The following is a 15,316-nucleotide window of genomic DNA, read 5'->3' on the forward strand; positions in this document are numbered from 1 at the left end:
TGCGTCTCAGGCGGCGCGGCACCACCGCGCCAGCGCGTCCAGCGTCACCAGCGAGTCCTCCGCTCCGACGCCGGCGAGATGCCGATACGGCGCGTCCGGCTCGCCGAGATCGCTCAGCACCGCGAGTGCGCCGGGAAAATCGTCGCCCTCGGTATAGAGCCCCGGGGTGACGATGGTCGGCAGCCCGGCGGCGCGCGCGGCCCGCACCCCGTTGGTTGAATCCTCGAACGCGACGCAAGCGGCGGCCGGCAGTTTCAGCGCGTCCAGGACATGGAGATAGATGTCGGGCGCCGGCTTCTTGGCCGGCACCACGTCACCCGCCCCGACCGCATCGAACAGCGCCATCGCGTCCGGCCCGAGCGAGGACTGCAGCAGCGCCTCGACATTCGGCAGGCTGGTGGTGGTGGCGATGCCGAGCTTCACGCCGGCCGCCTTGGCCTCGCGGATCAGCCGCGCCACGCCCGGGCGGAGCGCCGTGCCGGCGGCGACCAGCGCGGTGTATCGGTCGGTCTTGGCCCGGTGCAATTCGGGGATCCGATCGGCCGCGCGCGCCGCGCCGTCCGGACCAGACTTCAGGAAGTGCGCGATCCGCTCCTTGCCGCCGGTGACGTCGAGCAGCTTGCGATACAGCGCCTCGTCCCAATGCCACGGCAGTTGCTCGGCCGCGAAGGTGGCGTTGAAGGCCTGACGGTGCAGTTCTTCGGTTTCCGCGAGGGTTCCATCGACGTCGAAGATCAGGGCTACAGGTAACATAGAACCGCTTCACTCCCCGGCTGTGCCCGGCGTTCAAAAAATGAACAAAAAACACCCCTGACAATGCCTTAGGCAAGGTGTAAAGCAAACTTTACAATTACCAGCAAGCGTCCCGATGTCAGATATCGAACACGACTATTCGGCTCCGCGCCGCTGCGAGAAGTGCGGCGGTGAAATGAAGCTGATCGGCCGCCTGCCGCGGCGTCCTCAGCACCCGCCGCGGACCGTGTTCCGCTGCGGCGCCTGCGACAACGTGGTGCAAGAGTAGACCGGTTGCGTTGCAGCCCGAATCCGCTGTCGATCCGGTGAGGATCCTCTGCGGTTTCGCAGACTTCACGCCAGCGCGGCCTGCATCAGCCCCTCGAGCTGCTTGGCGGTGAACGGCTTGGCAAGACAGTACACGCGATTCTGAACCGTCATTCCCTCGCGCTCCAGCATCGCCGCATCGAATTCCGGCAGCATGCCGCTGATCACGATGATCGGCAGGCGCGGCTCGGCGGCCCGCACAGCCGCCAGGACGGTGAGATCGTTCACCTTCGGCAGGCTGAGATCAATCAGGACGATCGCCGGCGTACTGCGGGAGAGCAGATCGAGCGCGGCCGCACCGCTGTCGCACACCGTGACCCGGTGACCGGCTTTGCTCAGCACCAGGGTCAGCACCGTGCGCACCGCGGGCTCGTCGTCGACGACCAGCACCTCCATCACCACCTCTCGGCAGGGTTAGGACCGTGAGCGCCGCGACGCAGAACAATGACCTGACCGGCGATGACGGTGTCAGACTGCCGCAGTTTGCAAAACGAAGGCAACTGGTAACGCTACGAGCGCGGGCAACCTCTGCACAGAGCGAACATACGTCATCCCCTCCGGAGCCGAGCGCGTGCTTCCCGACCTCCTGCACCACAAGCTCATCGGAGATGGGGTCGATGTCAGTGGGGAAGTCGTCCGTGATCAGCGCGGGATCACGCTCCGCGGCGCGGCTGCCGGTAGGCGGCGTCGAGCAGGCCTCACATGCGCATCGCGCGAGGCAATTGGGCGCGCGTTCAACTCATCGCGGCAAGTCACCTTCTGAAAGAAGCAGCCCCGCTATGAGACGCTGCCGAAGCGGCTCATCACGAGGGCGACATGGTCGGCAAATCGATCTGAAACGCGGCGCCGTGCTCGCGGCCGATCAGCTCGATCGTGCCGCCGAGCGTCGAGGCCACGAGGTTGAAGGCGATGTGCAGGCCGAGGCCGATGCTGCCGCCGTCGCGCTTGGTCGTGAAGAACGGATCGAAGATCCGTTCGGCGCGATCGGCCGGGATACCGACGCCGTCGTCCGCCAGTGTGATCCGGACCCGGTCCGGCGCGATCCGTGCGGCCTCCACATGCAGCACGCCCTCGGCGTCGCCCGGGTAGGCGTGGATCGCCGCGTTGAAGGCGAGGATGCCGAGCACCTGACCGAGAGCGCCGGGGCGACTGATCAACGTGATCCCCTCCGGCACGTTCAGCTCCACCGTGAGGCCGCGGCGCGATAGCAGCGGCCTCAGCTTGTCGAAGCTGGTGGACAGCCAGCCGCGCAGCTCGAACCTTTCGCGCTGCTCGTTGGCCTGATCGACCGCGACCTGCTTGAAGGCGTGGATCATCTCGGAGGCGCGCAGCAGGTTCTGCTGGGTCATCCCCAGTCCTTGGTCGAGCCGGCCGATGCCGCGGGTCAGATCGGAACGCCGCACCGCACCGCCTTCAAGGGCGCGGGCAAGGTCGCGGACGTCGGCTTGCATCGCGCTCGAGGTCGTCAGCGCCAGCCCGATCGGCGTGCTGACCTCATGGCCGACGCCGGCGACGAGCTGTCCCAGCGCCGCCAGCTTCTCGGCCTGCACCAGATGCGCCTGGGTGGCGCGGAGCTCGCGCAGCGATGCCTCCGACCGCGCGGTCTCGCGCTGCAGCGCCTCGGTGGTGGCGAACTGCCGGCGCGCCCGATGTTCGCGGGCGCCGACGGCATACAGCGACAGCAGATAGGAATTGCCGATCAGAAAGTGATTGATGAAGCCGAGCCCGGGCGACATCTCCGGCGCCAACCGCTCGGCGAAGGCGAAGGCCAGCCAGGTCGTCACGCAGAAGATCAGCAGCGAGCCGATCCGCAGCGGCAGCATGGTCGAGACGAACAGGATGACAATGATCATCCCGGCGGACGCGTAGGTGAAGCCGGACGGCAGCACCAGATACACCGACGGCAGTACGCAGCCCGGAATCACGCAGTAAAGCAGCAGGATGGTCTCGGCCCAGCGCCGCGCCATCCCGAGCAGCAGCGTGAGCGGCAACAGCACCAGCAGCGCCGTGCCGCCGCGGATCGCCAGCGTGATCGGCACGACTTCGGGGTAAAGCATCCAGTCCCAGAAGGTGTAGCCCGCATAGGTCAGCGCGCCGAGCACCATCGCTGCCTGAGTCCAGCCGACATGGGACCGGACATAGCTGTCGACGAAGCGGCGCTCTTCGGCCGGATCGTCGAACCGCAGGCCGGCGGCCTTCAACAGATCGTGGAGCCACTGACGGCGCGGCACCGCCACGGTCGCGACGGGGAGCGGCGCTGCACGGCTGTCGGATCGTTCGCTCGATGACATCAAGGATGCACAACGGAACCGCCGTCCACCGACGGCATACAGCGACCCGCGCGAAGCCGCCAAACATCACGCTCCGCGCGCTCGTCCCAGCGGTATCATCCGGCGCAAGGCTAATGCAAGCAAAGGGGCCGGTGGAAGTCTGTGGGCGAGCCGAGGCTTGCTGGAGAAATGGTGCCCAGGGGAAGACCCCATCTTATCTTCTAAGCTATTGCAAACACCGAATAATCCAGACGACGAATATTGCGCACCCCTGCTCCTACCCATGCGCGCATGGGTTGCCACGATACGCTATGGTGCATCGTGGCGAGGGGGATTGGTTATGCGGGTAATTCGGACCGAAATGTATTTTTCTGAAGAAATAGTTTTCGGACTCAACAGGAGACGGACAAGTCACGCGCGCAATCCGGGATTGGGATTCGCTTGGCTACGCACCGGTCGACCCGCATATGGCATCGACGAGCAACTATTGGAACACCGCTACTTCGACCGGGAAGAGGGAGCAGCGACGGCTTTCCTAGATCTAGCTATCCGAGGCTACGAGAGAAGCGAGATCATTTCTCAGTCAAATGCCTATTTCGGCGCTGCCTATAACCAAAGCATCGTTCAGAGCGTCATGAACGGGGACATCGTTATTGAGAACTCCCGCCTGATGCTGTCACGTTTCGGAGTTTGCTTGCGAAAGCGCCAGGTGTCGCCATCGGTACTATGGTCGGCATGAAAGCGGCAGGCGACACCTCCATGCTAATGCTGCTCACAGTCCCTACAGGTATCGTTGTCTGCTCATCTGCAATTGGTGTTTCGAAGGCGTTAGAAAAGGGGCTGAACAAGGCGGTCGAAAAGATCATCAAGGGGACGCTGCTATAGCGGTCAGGACATGCGTGTAAAGAAAGCTAGGGTTCAATCGCAGTCCCTTGCCAGCCGACTTGCTGGCGTTTCCATTTTAGGGTTTGGCGCAAGCTGGAAGGCACCGGAACCGGAGCGTGTCGTCGTGCGTGATGTTATCACGATGCTTGAAGATAGGCGGGCGCTTTATTCCCAAGCCGTTTGGGAAGAACCAGCGCATGTCGTCCAATCTCTTTTTAAGATTCGAGACGAACTCACCAATGGTCTGAAGCGCGCCGGTGACAACTCCCCCGCCAAAGAAGCATTTCGCATTATGCGTGCGGCGTGTCGTGATTTCCTCACGCTGCACAGCGTTCAAGAACAAGAACATAGTCGCGGCATGATGCGGAATATGGGCTACCAACAGGAAGAGTTCTTTGTTGGTCTTGGGAAACTCCGAGCAACCTTCGGACAACAGCTTGCTGTGCTTGGCTATCTGTACGGGGTGGATATTGAGGCTGACTTGGCTACGATCCTCCCGCCGGAAGCAGAAGGCTAGCATTGGAACTACGGCTCTTAAATCCAGGACGTAGATCGGTCTACGATCGGCAAACAAACACCGATGACAGTTCGCAATCGGGTGGGCAGGAGGCCAGTTCGGTTTTGCTCGCTACCCAGATTCCTACCCATGCGAGAGAACCTAGCGATTGTTCACCGCGTTCCATGGGGCGTGAGATCGGGAATCGAACCACCGACATTGGTGGGTAGAAGTCATGGTGCCCAGGGGCGGGATCGAACCACCGACACTGCGATTTTCAGTCGCATGCTCTACCAACTGAGCTACCTGGGCGTCGTCCGCCCGGTTCGAAACCGGGGGAGCGCCGGGTTATAGTCAGACACGGCGGCGCTGTCCACCCGTCGTGACGGTGTTTTGCCGGGGAAAAATTCACCGGATCGTCGCACAGCCGCCGCCCGGAATTCCGGCTCAATCCTCTTCGTCGTCGGCAGGCCGGCCGGGAATGGCGTAGGAGCCGGACAGCCAGCGATTGAGGTCGACGTCGCGGCAGCGCTCGCTGCAGAACGGGCGGGATTCGGCGGTCGCCGGCTTGCCGCACACCGGGCAGGGCTTGGCGCCGCGCGCGGGCGGCTTTGCCGGATCAGCCGGCATTGAGCCAGCCATGCCGGATCGGGAAGCCCTCGCCGCCGAGCAGCGAAATGGTCTCGTATAGCGGCAGCCCGACCACGTTGGTGTAGGAGCCTACCAGCTTGACCACGAACGAGCCGGCGATGCCCTGCACCGCATAGCCGCCAGCCTTGCCGCGCCATTCGCCGGAGCCGACATAGCCGGCGATGTCCTCTTCGGAAAGCCGCTTGAACCGCACCCGGGTCTCGACCAGACGCTGCCGGAACGCCTCCTTGGGCGTGACCAGGCAGACGGCGGTATAGACGCGGTGATTGCGGCCCGACAGCAGCCGCAGGCACTGCGAGGCTTCGTCGGTCAGCTCGGCCTTCGGCAGGATGCGGCGGCCGACCGCCACAACGGTGTCGGCGGCGAGCAGATACGAGCCGCGCAGATCGTCGTCGAGCTGGATCGATTGCAGCGCCGCCTCGGCCTTGGCGCGGGCCAGCCGGTTGGCGCAGGCGCGCGGCAGCTCGCCGCGGGTCGGCGTCTCGTCGACATCCGCCGGGCGCAGCGCATCGGGCTCGATGCCGGCCTGATTGAGCAGCGCGAGCCGTCGCGGCGAGCCGGAGGCGAGAACGAGTTTGGGGCGGCCGGACATGCGGAACTTCGATTCGGACGGATGGTGGGAAAGGAACGCGGAACCTATCGGAAGGCGGGTGCCGGGACAACAGCCCGGCACAGATCACGACACTCAACGCGCCGGCCAGTTCCAGGACGGGGAATCGGCATCGCGGACCAGCGTCTCGCTCAGCTCTTTCTCCAGCACGATCTCGCGGCTGTCGGCCTGCCGGCGCAGCGCCGATACCAGTCCGTCGGCGTGCGACACCACCACAATCTGCGAGCGCGTCGCCGCTGCGGCGATCAGCCGGGCGAGCGGCGCCAACAGATCCGGATGAAGGCTGGCCTCGGGCTCGTTGAGGATCATCAGTTCGGGCGGCCGCGGTGACAGCAACGCGGCGACCAGGAGCAGATAACGCAGCGTGCCGTCCGACAGTTCTGCGGTCTTCAGCGGACGCAGCAGGCCGTGCTGCTGCATCGCCAGCTCGAAATAGCCGTCGGCCTCGGACACCTCCAGGCGCGCCCGCGGAAACGCATCGTCGATGGTCGCTTCGAGCCCGGCGGGGTCGCCGATCTCCAGGATGGTCTGGATCGCGGCGGCGAGATCTGCGCCGTCGCCGCCGAGCACCGGCGTGTGGGTGCCGATCTGCGGCCGCCGCGCCGGGGCGTCGCGGTCGGTACGGAGCTGATCATAGAACCGCCAGTCCCGCATCCGGTCGCGCAGCAACAACAGTTCGAGCGCCTCGCGCGGATCGGCGCCGTGGGTCATCATGCTGTCGGCGGGACTCAGCGACCGATACACCTCGCGCCACTGCCCGCCGTCGTCGCGCACCCGCACCAGCGGACCGCGCCGTTCGGCAAATGCGTTGGCGCGGCCGAGCAGTTCCCCGGTCCACACGCTCTCGACCTTGATCTCCGGGTCGCGTCCGAACAGCGAGGTCGCATCCGGCAGCGGCAGCCCGAGATCGATCGCGTAGCCGTAATCAGGTCCGGCGAAGCCGAGCTTGAGGGAGACGCGATTGCTGCGCGTCGTGCCCTGCACCGGATGAACGCCGCGCTTCATGCTGCGCGACAGCGTCTCCGGCCCGGCCCACAGCGTCGACGGCAAGCCGCCCTCGGCGGCGAGCGACTGAATCACCCGCCCCTGCGCGATCTCGGCGAGCAGCCGCAGCGCGCGATACAAGCTCGACTTGCCGGTTCCGTTGGCCCCGGTGACGACATTCAGCGGCCCGAGCGACAGCCGCACGTCGCGCAGCGATCGGTAGCCCGAAACAGCAAGTCGCGTGATCATTGGGATTTCCGCAGTGTACTCACGCTTGATGGATAGCAGATACCGAGCGAGCGGCCAAAGCATGGAGCCGCGGCCTGCGACATGAGCGATCTTCTCCTTGCATGCTTGCGCCCCTCCGCCGCGGAACGTCATTCCGGGGCGCTCGCGCAGCGAGCGAACCCGGAATCTCGATGTGCAGGAGGCCGTGATCCACAAGCTCGGGATTCCGGGTTCGCGCCTGGCGGCGCGCCCCGGAATGACGGAGGTGAAGAGGCGAGATTACTCAATGTGCAGTGCGAAAGAGGGTAACGCTTGGCCGGAACAGATCACCAGCTCACAACTACTCGTTCCCGCCGTTGTGCCTGCCGAAGCGTTTGTAGATGCGTTGCATCAGGGAGTCGGCGACTTCGCGATAGGCGGCGAGTTTCTGCTCGCGGTTGCCCTCGGTGCCGGTGGGGTCGTAGGTCGGCCAGTATTCGACGTCGATCGCGTGAGTGCGGGTGAGCTCCAACGCCTTGTGATGCGCTTCCGGCGACAGCGTGACGATCAGGTCGAAGTTCAGCCCTTCGTAGTCGTCGAGCTGTTCGAAGGTGGTCGGCTTGTGCTTGGAGATGTCGAGGCCGCGCTCGGCCATCACCGCCACCGCGAACGGATCGAGCTCGTGGGTCTTCACTCCGGCGGAGCGCACATACATCGTCCGCGGCGCGATGCCGCGCAGCATCGCCTCGGCCATCGGCGAGCGCACGCTGTTCATGCCGCAGGCGAACAGCACGGCGTGCGGCAGGCCGGTCCGCGACGGCGGGGTCATCGCCGCCGTCCGCCGCTCGGCCCACGCCAGGTTGCCCCGCGCGCGCCGCGCATCGTCAGCCCTTCCAGTGCAGCACGGAGATCAGCGTGAACAGCCGCCGCGCGGTGTCGAAATCGATCCGCACCTTGCCGGCGAGCCGCTCCTGCAGCGTGCGCGAACCTTCGTCGTGGATGCCGCGGCGCCCCATGTCGATGGCTTCGATCTTGTCGGGCGTGGCGGTGCGGATCGCCTGATAGTAACTGTCGCAGATCATGAAGTAGTCCTTCACGATACGGCGGAACGGCGTCAGCGACAGTAGATGGGTGATCACCGGCGCGCCGTCCTCGCGGCGGATGTCGAACATCAGCCGGTTGCCGGTGATGCCGATGTGCAGCGTGAACGGCCCCTCGCCCGCGCCCTCCGGCGCGAAAAGATTCTTCTCGACCAGATCGTAGATCGCGATGGCGCGCTCGTGCTCGATGTCCGGTCCCGAGCGCCCGATCGATTCCTCGTCGAGCGTGACCGCGACGATGCGATTGTTGGAATCGTCTGGTTCCGGATTGCTCATCGTTGATTCAGACGCAGTCCCACCGATCGCGCATGCGCGTCCAGGCCTTCGGCGTTGCCGAGCGCGATTGCGGCCGGCCCGAGCGCGGCGAGCTGCTCGGGACCGCATTTCAGGATCGAGGTCCGCTTCATGAAGTCGAGCACGCCGAGCCCCGACGAGAACCGCGCCGACCGCGCGGTCGGCAGCACGTGGTTGGAGCCGCCGACATAATCGCCGATCGCTTCCGGCGTATGGCCGCCGAGGAAAATCGCGCCGGCATTGCGGATCCTGGCCGCGAACGCTTCCGGATCGGCGGTCATGATCTCGAGATGCTCGGCCGCGATCGCGTTGGCGAGCGGGACCGCATCGTCCAGCTTGGCGACCTTGATGATGGCGCCGAACTCGTCCCACGAGGCGCGCGCGATCTTGGCCCGCGACAAGGTGATGAGCTGCGACGCCACCGCACGCTCGACGTCTGCAGCCAATACGGCGCTATCGGTAATCAGAATCGATTGCGCGTTGGCGTCGTGCTCGGCCTGCGCCAGCAGATCGGCCGCGATCCAGTCCGGATTGGCGGTCTTGTCGGCGACCACCACGACTTCCGACGGGCCGGCGATCATGTCGATGCCGACGCGACCGAACACCAGCCGCTTGGCAGCGGCAACGTAGGCGTTCCCCGGGCCGACGATCTTGGCGACCGGCGCAATCGTCGCAGTGCCATAGGCCAATGCGGCCACCGCCTGCGCACCGCCGATGCGGTAAATCTCCGTTGCGCCGGCGAGCTGCGCCGCGGCCAGCACCAGCGGGTTGAGCGTGCCGCCGGGCGACGGCACCACCATCACCACGCGCTCGACGCCAGCCACCTTGGCCGGAATCGCATTCATCAGCACCGACGACGGATACGCCGCGGTGCCGCCGGGCACGTACAGGCCGACCGCCTCGATCGCGCTCCAGCGCCAGCCGAGTTCGACGCCGAGCGGATCGGTGAAGCGGTCGTCCTTCGGCAACTGCCGGCGATGGAAGAATTCGATGCGGTCGCGCGCCAGCTTCAGCGCGTCGATCGTCTCGGAATCGCACGCCTTCACGGCGGCTTCGACCTCTGCCTCGCCGACCCGCATCCCGGCTGCATCCAGCGTCAGCCGATCGAACTTCTCGGTCGCCTCGAGCAGGGCAGCATCGCCGCGATGCGCCACATCGTCGACGATGGCGCGGGTGGCGGCCTCGATATCTGCCGCAACCTCCCGCTTCATCGCCAGGAAGGCTTTGAATTTGGGAGCGAAATCGGGACTGGCGTTGTCGAGACGAAGGGGCATGTCGATTGATCCGGCGGGCGGCTGCGGCGGGGCGGCCTCTGCTCAATGGCGCGGCGTCTTACCGTCGTCAACCCTCATAACCCGCGCGGTTTTCGGCGGCTAGCGCGACGTCTGCCACGGGCCGCCGGATCAGCCGAGCCCATCACGATCATCCGGCAAAGTCCCGGGGCCACCGACCGGATCCGGGCCGAGATCGGTCAGCGCGCATTCGAGGCATTCGACGTCGAGCCGCAGCACGCCGCCGCGGGAGAACATCATCACCACGCTGCCGCCCGGTGGCTCCGGCGCGGAATAGAATTCAAGGCCGATCAATTCCAGCGCTTCGGTCCCGGCGGTCATGTCGATTGCGCGGGACTTGCAGGCCAGTACCCGTTCGAACCGCAGCGCCGCGATCAGCCGGCCGGGCACCGGCTCGCCGGACAACGTCTGCTCCCAGTCCAGCCGGTGCAGCCCGATCACCAGACGCTTCTCGGCCTGACGCCAGACGATGTCGCCGATCTCGACACGAGCATCCTGGACGTGCGCGGAAATCACCGCGAGATCGTCGGGATCGAAGGCGAGCAGTTTGAGATCAGCCACAGCCGGCCCCTTTGCGGCGTCAGCCGCTGATGCGCTCGATATTGGCGCCGCAGGCCGACAGTTTCTCTTCGAGCCGCTCGAAGCCGCGATCGAGGTGATAGATACGATTGACCATGGTCTCGCCCTCGGCCGCGAGCGCGGCGATCACCAGCGACACCGAGGCGCGCAGGTCGGTCGCCATCACCGGCGCGCCGCGCAGCCGCTCGACGCCGTCGATGGTCGCGGTCTCGCCGTCGAGCGAGATCTTGGCGCCGAACCGCGCCAGCTCCTGGACGTGCATGAAGCGGTTTTCGAAGATCGTCTCGGTGATATGCGAGGCGCCCTTGGCGCGGGTCATCAGCGCCATCAGTTGCGCCTGCAGATCGGTCGGGAAGCCCGGGAACGGCGCGGTGGTGACGGTCACCGGGCTGATGCCGGCGCCGTTGCGCGACACCTTGATGCCGTCGTTGTTGACCGTGATGGTGGCGCCGGCCTCGGTCAGCACGTCGAGCGCTGCCTGCAGCAGCTCGGGTCGGGCGCCGGAGAGCTGCACCTCGCCGCCGGCCATCGCCACCGCCATCGCATAGGTGCCGGTCTCGATCCGGTCCGGCAGCACGGTGTGGCGGGCGCCGTGCAGCTTGGCGACGCCCTCGATGATGATCCGCGGCGTGCCGGCGCCGGTGATCCTGGCGCCCATCTTGTTGAGGCAGTCGGCGACGTCGACGATCTCGGGTTCGCAAGCAGCGTTGTCGATGATCGTGGTGCCGTTGGCGAGCGCCGCCGCCATCACCGCCACATGGGTACCGCTGACCGTGACCTTGGGGAACGGGATGGTGGCGCCCTTCAGGCCGCCCGGCGCCTTGGCAATGACGTAGCCGCCGTCGATCGTGATCTCGGCTCCGAGCTTTTCAAGTGCCATGATCAGAAGATCGACCGGCCGGGTGCCGATCGCGCAGCCGCCCGGCAGCGACACTTTGGCCTCGTGCATCCGCGCCACCAGCGGCGCGATCACCCAGAAGCTGGCGCGCATCTTCGACACCAGATCGTATGGCGCGGTGGTGTCGACGATGGTCTTGGCGGAGATGTGCAGCGTCTGGCCCTGATATTCATGGTCGCCCGGTCGCTTGCCGGCCGCCATGATGTCGACGCCGTGGTTGCCGAGAATCCGCTGCAGCAGCGCGACGTCGGCGAGGCGCGGCACATTGTCGAGAATCAGAGTCTCGTCGGTCAGCAGGGCAGCGATCATCAGGGGCAGCGCCGCGTTCTTGGCCCCCGAAATCGGGATGGTGCCCCGCAGCTCGTTGCCGCCGATGATCCTGATCCGATCCATGCCGATTCCCGCTGATTTGCCTTGGAATTATACGGCAGAAGCGCCGCCCGTGGCAAAAGCGTGGAATTTGAGGCGATTTCATGGGCGCCAGCAACGGCGCAGCGCGCCTTTCAGCGCCCAATCAGGGGCCGGGTGCCGTTCGCCGCGCACTCCGGGCGTTACCAGCCCTGGCCGTAAGTGCGGTAATCGCGATGGCGGGGCTCTCGGAACGCCGCGCGCGGATTGACGATGCAGTCGGCCAGACGCCCCGAAGCCGCCGCACGGCACTGACGGTATGAAGCATAGCTGCAATCGCCAGGATAGCCGTAGCCCGGGGAGGTCAGACAATACCCGTAAGTGCGCGCTTCCGCCGCCGGCGTCACCGCGAACAGGGCGGCCGCAACGACCGCAACCGACGACAATGCGAGCGCAGCAGCCCGCGAACGCGCGGCAGTCTTGACCTTGGACAACATGGAAGCTCCTCCTTGGATGCGCGGTGACAACCCGTCGCCGGATTTGTCGTTCCTGCCACGCCAGCGGTTCGCCCCCTTCGCGGCACGACAGGCCCTTTTTGCTCCCTGTTCGGGGGATCACGATTTGATACCCTGCCGACGCGGAAGTTATCGCCTCGGCGGCGCGCAACAGGAACGGCCCGAACAGCCGTTCGTTGGGACCTTATCGGTGCGATCGCACCATTTACCCAAGGAGGTCCTATGAAATCCCGACTTACCCGACTGACCGGTGTTGCCACTGCTGCGCTGCTCGCAACCACGATGGCCGCGGCTGCCCAGAGCCAGACCGACTCGCGCGGCAACGCGATGGGGTCCCAGAATGTCGACAAGGGCGCACCGCGCGCCGGGACCATGGCGCCCGGCACCACCACCGGCATGGGCGGCGACCGCATGAACGCCCCCAACACCCCGGCCGCTCCGCCCGCAGCCCAGGGCGAGGTCGGAACGCGCGGCAACACCAATTACAATGGTGCGCCGGCCGGAAGCGTCGGCCGCTAAGGCACGACGGCCTGGTTTGCAAAGCCCTGGCGATTGGAGGCTCCGGTGTGACCGGGGCCTCTTTTCATTTTAGACAGCGGCCGAGCTGATGTTGATGGCGCGGAGGATGCTAGGCGACAATGGAGAGCCGCGTGGTCCGGGGACATCCGGCCGATCGTCCGCCGCGTCGGGTCCGCCATCGCAATCCGGCGGCCGGCTATGTCAGTTGCCGCCAGCGTCGCCACGCCGGCCGGCAGGATCATGACTGCGGCCATCCGGCGCGTCTTGAACGATCCCGACCGGGCATGCGGCCACCGGCTCGGCGCGACCGCGAGCCTGCGCCTTGCGGCGCTTCAGATTGGCGCGCAGCGCGTCGGCCAGCCGCTGCTCACGACTGGCTCCCCTAGGTCGCGAATCCTGCATATCGGCCATGGTGAATACCACTGAACTCCAGCTTCTATTCTTCGACATAATGGTTTCGGCATATTGCCGCGAGTGAGACAGCTATGACAATCGATGCTTCGGGGATCGCGCCGGCGGCGCAGCGGACGCTGGCCGTCTGGCATGACGTATTCGTCAGCCGGAACTCCGACCGGATGCGACCGCTGCTCGCTGAGGACGTCGTGCTGCACTCGCCCGTTGTCCGATCGCCGATTGGCGGGCGCACCGCCTGTCTGCTGGTTCTGTGCACCGTCTCCAGCATCTTTCAAGGATTCCGTTACCATCGCACCTATGTCGGCGGTCATCAGGAGATCGCGCTGGAGTTCAGCGCGGCGATCGACGGCTGGGATCTCAAGGGTATCGACCTGATGCGGTTCAACGACGACGGCGAAATCGCCGAATTCGAGGTCCTGATCCGCCCGCTGCGGGCGCTGTCGGCGCTCGGCGAGGAAATCGGCCGCCGCATCGGCCCGCAACTCATGCAAATCAAACGTTCCACACCGATCCACTGAGCTCTCCTGCAGGGCGCGAACGCCCGAACGGGAGCGCCCAAAGGGGCGATGCGCCCCATTCGCCATGGCGGGGACCGGTTTTTCCTCATCATCCGGCGTGATCCGCTTGCGCCGGATGATGCCCTGTGGCAAGGAACGGCCGCGCCGCGCGGGAGCCCCACTGGCTGATTCCCCGCCCGGTCGATGCTGCCGTAGCTCAGTGGTAGAGCACTCCCTTGGTAAGGGAGAGGTCGACAGTTCAATCCTGTCCGGCAGCACCAGCGATTTTCACAACTCTTCCCCAATTCGACCGAATCTTGCGCTCGGCGCGTGTCTCTGAAGCCGCTCGTCCTTGATCCCCAGGTGGGGACGCCGGGAGCAGACGCGCCAAGGAACGCGACAGCGAGGCATAGCTTGCGACGACGTGTCGTCTGCGCGCCTCAGTAGGACTTCGCCAGCCCGAGCACTTTCTCGGCGATGAAGCTGAGCGCGAGTTGCGGGCTGACCGGGGCGATGCGCGGGATCATCACCTCGCGCAAGTAGCGCTCGACGTGATACTCCTTGGCGTAGCCGAAGCCGCCATGGGTCATCACCGCCTGCTCGCAGGCGGTGAAGCCGGCCTCGCCGGCGAGATACTTCGCCGCATTGGCGGCGGCGCCGCAGGCCATGCCCTGATCGTATTGCCAGGCCGCCGACATCACCATCAGCCAGGCGGCTTCCAGCTCGACCCAGTTCTTGGCGAGCGGATGCTGGATTCCCTGGTTCTGGCCGATCGGGCGGTTGAACACGATGCGGGTCTTAGCGTAGTCGGCGGCGCGCGACAGCGCCAGCTTGCCGAGCCCGACCGCTTCGGCGGCGATCAGGATGCGCTCCGGGTTCATGCCTTCGAGGATGTAGTGGAAGCCCTTGCCTTCCTCGCCGATCCGGTCCTCGACCGGGATCTCGAAATCCTCGAAGAACAGTTCGTTGGAGTCGACGATCTTGCGACCCATCTTCTCGATCTCGTGGACCTTGATCCTGGTGCGATCGAAATCCGCATAGAACAGGCTGAGGCCGTGGGTCGGTGACTTCACCTCTTCGAGCGGCGTGGTGCGCGCCAGCAGCAGGATCTTGTTCGCGACTTGCGCGGTCGAGATCCACACCTTCTGACCGTTGACGACGTAGCGGTCGCCTTTCCGCACGGCGCGGGTCTTGAGCTGCGTGGTATTGAGGCCGGTGTTCGGCTCGGTGACTGCGAAGCAGGCCTTGTCGCGGCCCTCGACCATTGGCGGCAGCATCCGCCGGCGCTGCTCCTCGGTGCCGAACACGACGACCGGATTGAGGCCGAACACGTTGATATGCACCGCCGAAGCACCCGACATGCCGGCACCGGATTCCGAGATCGTGCGCATCATGATCGCCGCCTCGGTGATGCCGAGGCCGGAACCGCCATAGGCCTCCGGCACGCAGATGCCGAGCCAGCCGGCATCTGCCAGCGCTTTGTGGAAGTCGTGCGGGAAGCCGCCCTCGCGATCCTTCCTCAGCCAATAGGCGTCGTCGAAGCCGGCGCAGACCCTGACGATGGCGTCGCGGATGGCTTCCTGCTGATCGGTGAGAGCGAAGTCCATGGTGAGGCGATATCCTTGGGTGCCGGCGGAGCCATTCAGCGAATGCGCGACGACAGATTCCGTCGCACGGAACGGCGTTGCCTGGAGCGGC

The 15,316-nt window shown here is 65.6% G+C and carries 19 protein-coding genes and 2 tRNA genes; 6 read left to right on the forward strand and 15 right to left on the reverse strand.

Translation table 11 applies throughout. From position 1 onward, the window contains the following. Positions 1-6: 6 nt before the first annotated feature. Complete coding sequence (locus tag FLL57_RS17850) at positions 7-753, reverse strand: HAD family hydrolase (protein ID WP_047308653.1); 747 nt, start codon at positions 751-753, stop codon at positions 7-9. A gap of 115 nt (positions 754-868) precedes the next feature. Here FLL57_RS17850 and FLL57_RS23400 point away from each other — a divergent pair, with 115 nt between their 5' ends. Then, on the forward strand, positions 869-1,021 hold the full coding sequence (locus FLL57_RS23400; RefSeq protein WP_155413309.1) for a hypothetical protein: 153 nt from the start codon (positions 869-871) through the stop codon (positions 1,019-1,021). Positions 1,022-1,086: 65 nt separating this feature from the next. On the opposite strand, the gene FLL57_RS17855 is transcribed toward FLL57_RS23400, so the two are convergent. Together FLL57_RS17855 and FLL57_RS17860 are read right to left on the reverse strand one after the other, a co-directional pair. After that, positions 1,087-1,455 carry a response regulator gene (locus FLL57_RS17855; RefSeq protein WP_013504370.1) on the reverse strand — a complete coding sequence of 123 codons (369 nt, stop codon included), beginning with the start codon at positions 1,453-1,455 and terminating at the stop codon, positions 1,087-1,089. A gap of 407 nt (positions 1,456-1,862) precedes the next feature. Continuing rightward, entirely contained in the window at positions 1,863-3,350 is a 1,488-nt protein-coding gene (locus FLL57_RS17860) for a sensor histidine kinase (RefSeq protein ID WP_142883583.1), read from the reverse strand. Between the two features lie 669 nt (positions 3,351-4,019). On the opposite strand from FLL57_RS17860, the gene FLL57_RS23440 reads away from it, so the two are divergent. Continuing rightward, a complete protein-coding gene (locus tag FLL57_RS23440; RefSeq protein ID WP_142883584.1) occupies positions 4,020-4,214 on the forward strand; it encodes a hypothetical protein in 195 nt (64 codons plus the stop codon). A 10-nt stretch (positions 4,215-4,224) separates the two neighbouring features. Further along, complete coding sequence (locus FLL57_RS17870; protein WP_142883585.1) at positions 4,225-4,731, forward strand: DUF6650 family protein; 507 nt, start codon at positions 4,225-4,227, stop codon at positions 4,729-4,731. A gap of 215 nt (positions 4,732-4,946) precedes the next feature. On the opposite strand, the gene FLL57_RS17875 is transcribed toward FLL57_RS17870, so the two are convergent. The 10 genes from FLL57_RS17875 to FLL57_RS17920 form a co-directional block, all read right to left on the reverse strand. Further along, positions 4,947-5,022 (reverse strand) — tRNA-Phe (locus FLL57_RS17875). Positions 5,023-5,157: 135 nt separating this feature from the next. Further along, entirely contained in the window at positions 5,158-5,340 is a 183-nt protein-coding gene (gene yacG, locus FLL57_RS17880) for a DNA gyrase inhibitor YacG (protein WP_142883586.1), read from the reverse strand. Next, complete coding sequence (locus FLL57_RS17885; protein WP_142883587.1) at positions 5,330-5,953, reverse strand: Maf-like protein; 624 nt, start codon at positions 5,951-5,953, stop codon at positions 5,330-5,332. The genes yacG and FLL57_RS17885 overlap by 11 nt, the downstream gene beginning before the upstream one ends. A gap of 93 nt (positions 5,954-6,046) precedes the next feature. Beyond that, positions 6,047-7,204, reverse strand: coding sequence for an AAA family ATPase (locus FLL57_RS17890; protein ID WP_142883588.1), 1,158 nt, complete (start codon positions 7,202-7,204; stop codon positions 6,047-6,049). 319 nt (positions 7,205-7,523) lie between these two features. Then, on the reverse strand, positions 7,524-7,991 hold the full coding sequence (locus FLL57_RS17895) for a low molecular weight phosphatase family protein (RefSeq protein ID WP_142883589.1): 468 nt from the start codon (positions 7,989-7,991) through the stop codon (positions 7,524-7,526). Between the two features lie 55 nt (positions 7,992-8,046). Further along, on the reverse strand, positions 8,047-8,538 hold the full coding sequence (locus FLL57_RS17900; RefSeq protein WP_013504375.1) for a UPF0262 family protein: 492 nt from the start codon (positions 8,536-8,538) through the stop codon (positions 8,047-8,049). Beyond that, the gene (hisD, locus tag FLL57_RS17905; RefSeq protein WP_013504376.1) at positions 8,535-9,830 is read right to left on the reverse strand and encodes a histidinol dehydrogenase; all 1,296 of its coding nucleotides are present in this window, start codon (positions 9,828-9,830) and stop codon (positions 8,535-8,537) included. Before hisD ends, FLL57_RS17900 begins: the two co-directional genes overlap by 4 nt. 129 nt (positions 9,831-9,959) lie before the next feature. Next, on the reverse strand, positions 9,960-10,409 hold the full coding sequence (locus tag FLL57_RS17910) for a DUF2948 family protein (RefSeq protein ID WP_047307451.1): 450 nt from the start codon (positions 10,407-10,409) through the stop codon (positions 9,960-9,962). 19 nt (positions 10,410-10,428) lie between these two features. After that, positions 10,429-11,718, reverse strand: a complete 1,290-nt coding sequence (murA, locus tag FLL57_RS17915; RefSeq protein ID WP_013504378.1) for a UDP-N-acetylglucosamine 1-carboxyvinyltransferase — start codon at positions 11,716-11,718, stop codon at positions 10,429-10,431. A gap of 158 nt (positions 11,719-11,876) precedes the next feature. After that, positions 11,877-12,170, reverse strand: coding sequence for a DUF3551 domain-containing protein (locus FLL57_RS17920; protein WP_142883590.1), 294 nt, complete (start codon positions 12,168-12,170; stop codon positions 11,877-11,879). A 240-nt stretch (positions 12,171-12,410) separates the two neighbouring features. Between FLL57_RS17920 and FLL57_RS17925 the strand changes: the two genes are divergently transcribed. Then, positions 12,411-12,707 carry a hypothetical protein gene (locus FLL57_RS17925; protein ID WP_142883591.1) on the forward strand — a complete coding sequence of 99 codons (297 nt, stop codon included), beginning with the start codon at positions 12,411-12,413 and terminating at the stop codon, positions 12,705-12,707. Between the two features lie 201 nt (positions 12,708-12,908). On the opposite strand, the gene FLL57_RS17930 is transcribed toward FLL57_RS17925, so the two are convergent. Continuing rightward, positions 12,909-13,118 carry a hypothetical protein gene (locus FLL57_RS17930; RefSeq protein ID WP_142883592.1) on the reverse strand — a complete coding sequence of 70 codons (210 nt, stop codon included), beginning with the start codon at positions 13,116-13,118 and terminating at the stop codon, positions 12,909-12,911. Positions 13,119-13,192: 74 nt separating this feature from the next. Between FLL57_RS17930 and FLL57_RS17935 the strand changes: the two genes are divergently transcribed. After that, positions 13,193-13,639 (forward strand): nuclear transport factor 2 family protein, encoded by a 447-nt coding sequence (locus tag FLL57_RS17935; RefSeq protein WP_142883593.1) that lies wholly within the window; start codon positions 13,193-13,195, stop codon positions 13,637-13,639. A gap of 185 nt (positions 13,640-13,824) precedes the next feature. Beyond that, positions 13,825-13,899, forward strand: a tRNA-Thr gene (locus FLL57_RS17940). Between the two features lie 159 nt (positions 13,900-14,058). On the opposite strand, the gene FLL57_RS17945 is transcribed toward FLL57_RS17940, so the two are convergent. Continuing rightward, complete coding sequence (locus tag FLL57_RS17945) at positions 14,059-15,225, reverse strand: acyl-CoA dehydrogenase family protein (protein ID WP_142883594.1); 1,167 nt, start codon at positions 15,223-15,225, stop codon at positions 14,059-14,061. Positions 15,226-15,316 lie beyond the last annotated feature (91 nt).

The organism is Rhodopseudomonas palustris, assembly GCF_007005445.1.
Classification (GTDB): Bacteria; Pseudomonadota; Alphaproteobacteria; order Rhizobiales; family Xanthobacteraceae; genus Rhodopseudomonas; species Rhodopseudomonas palustris_G.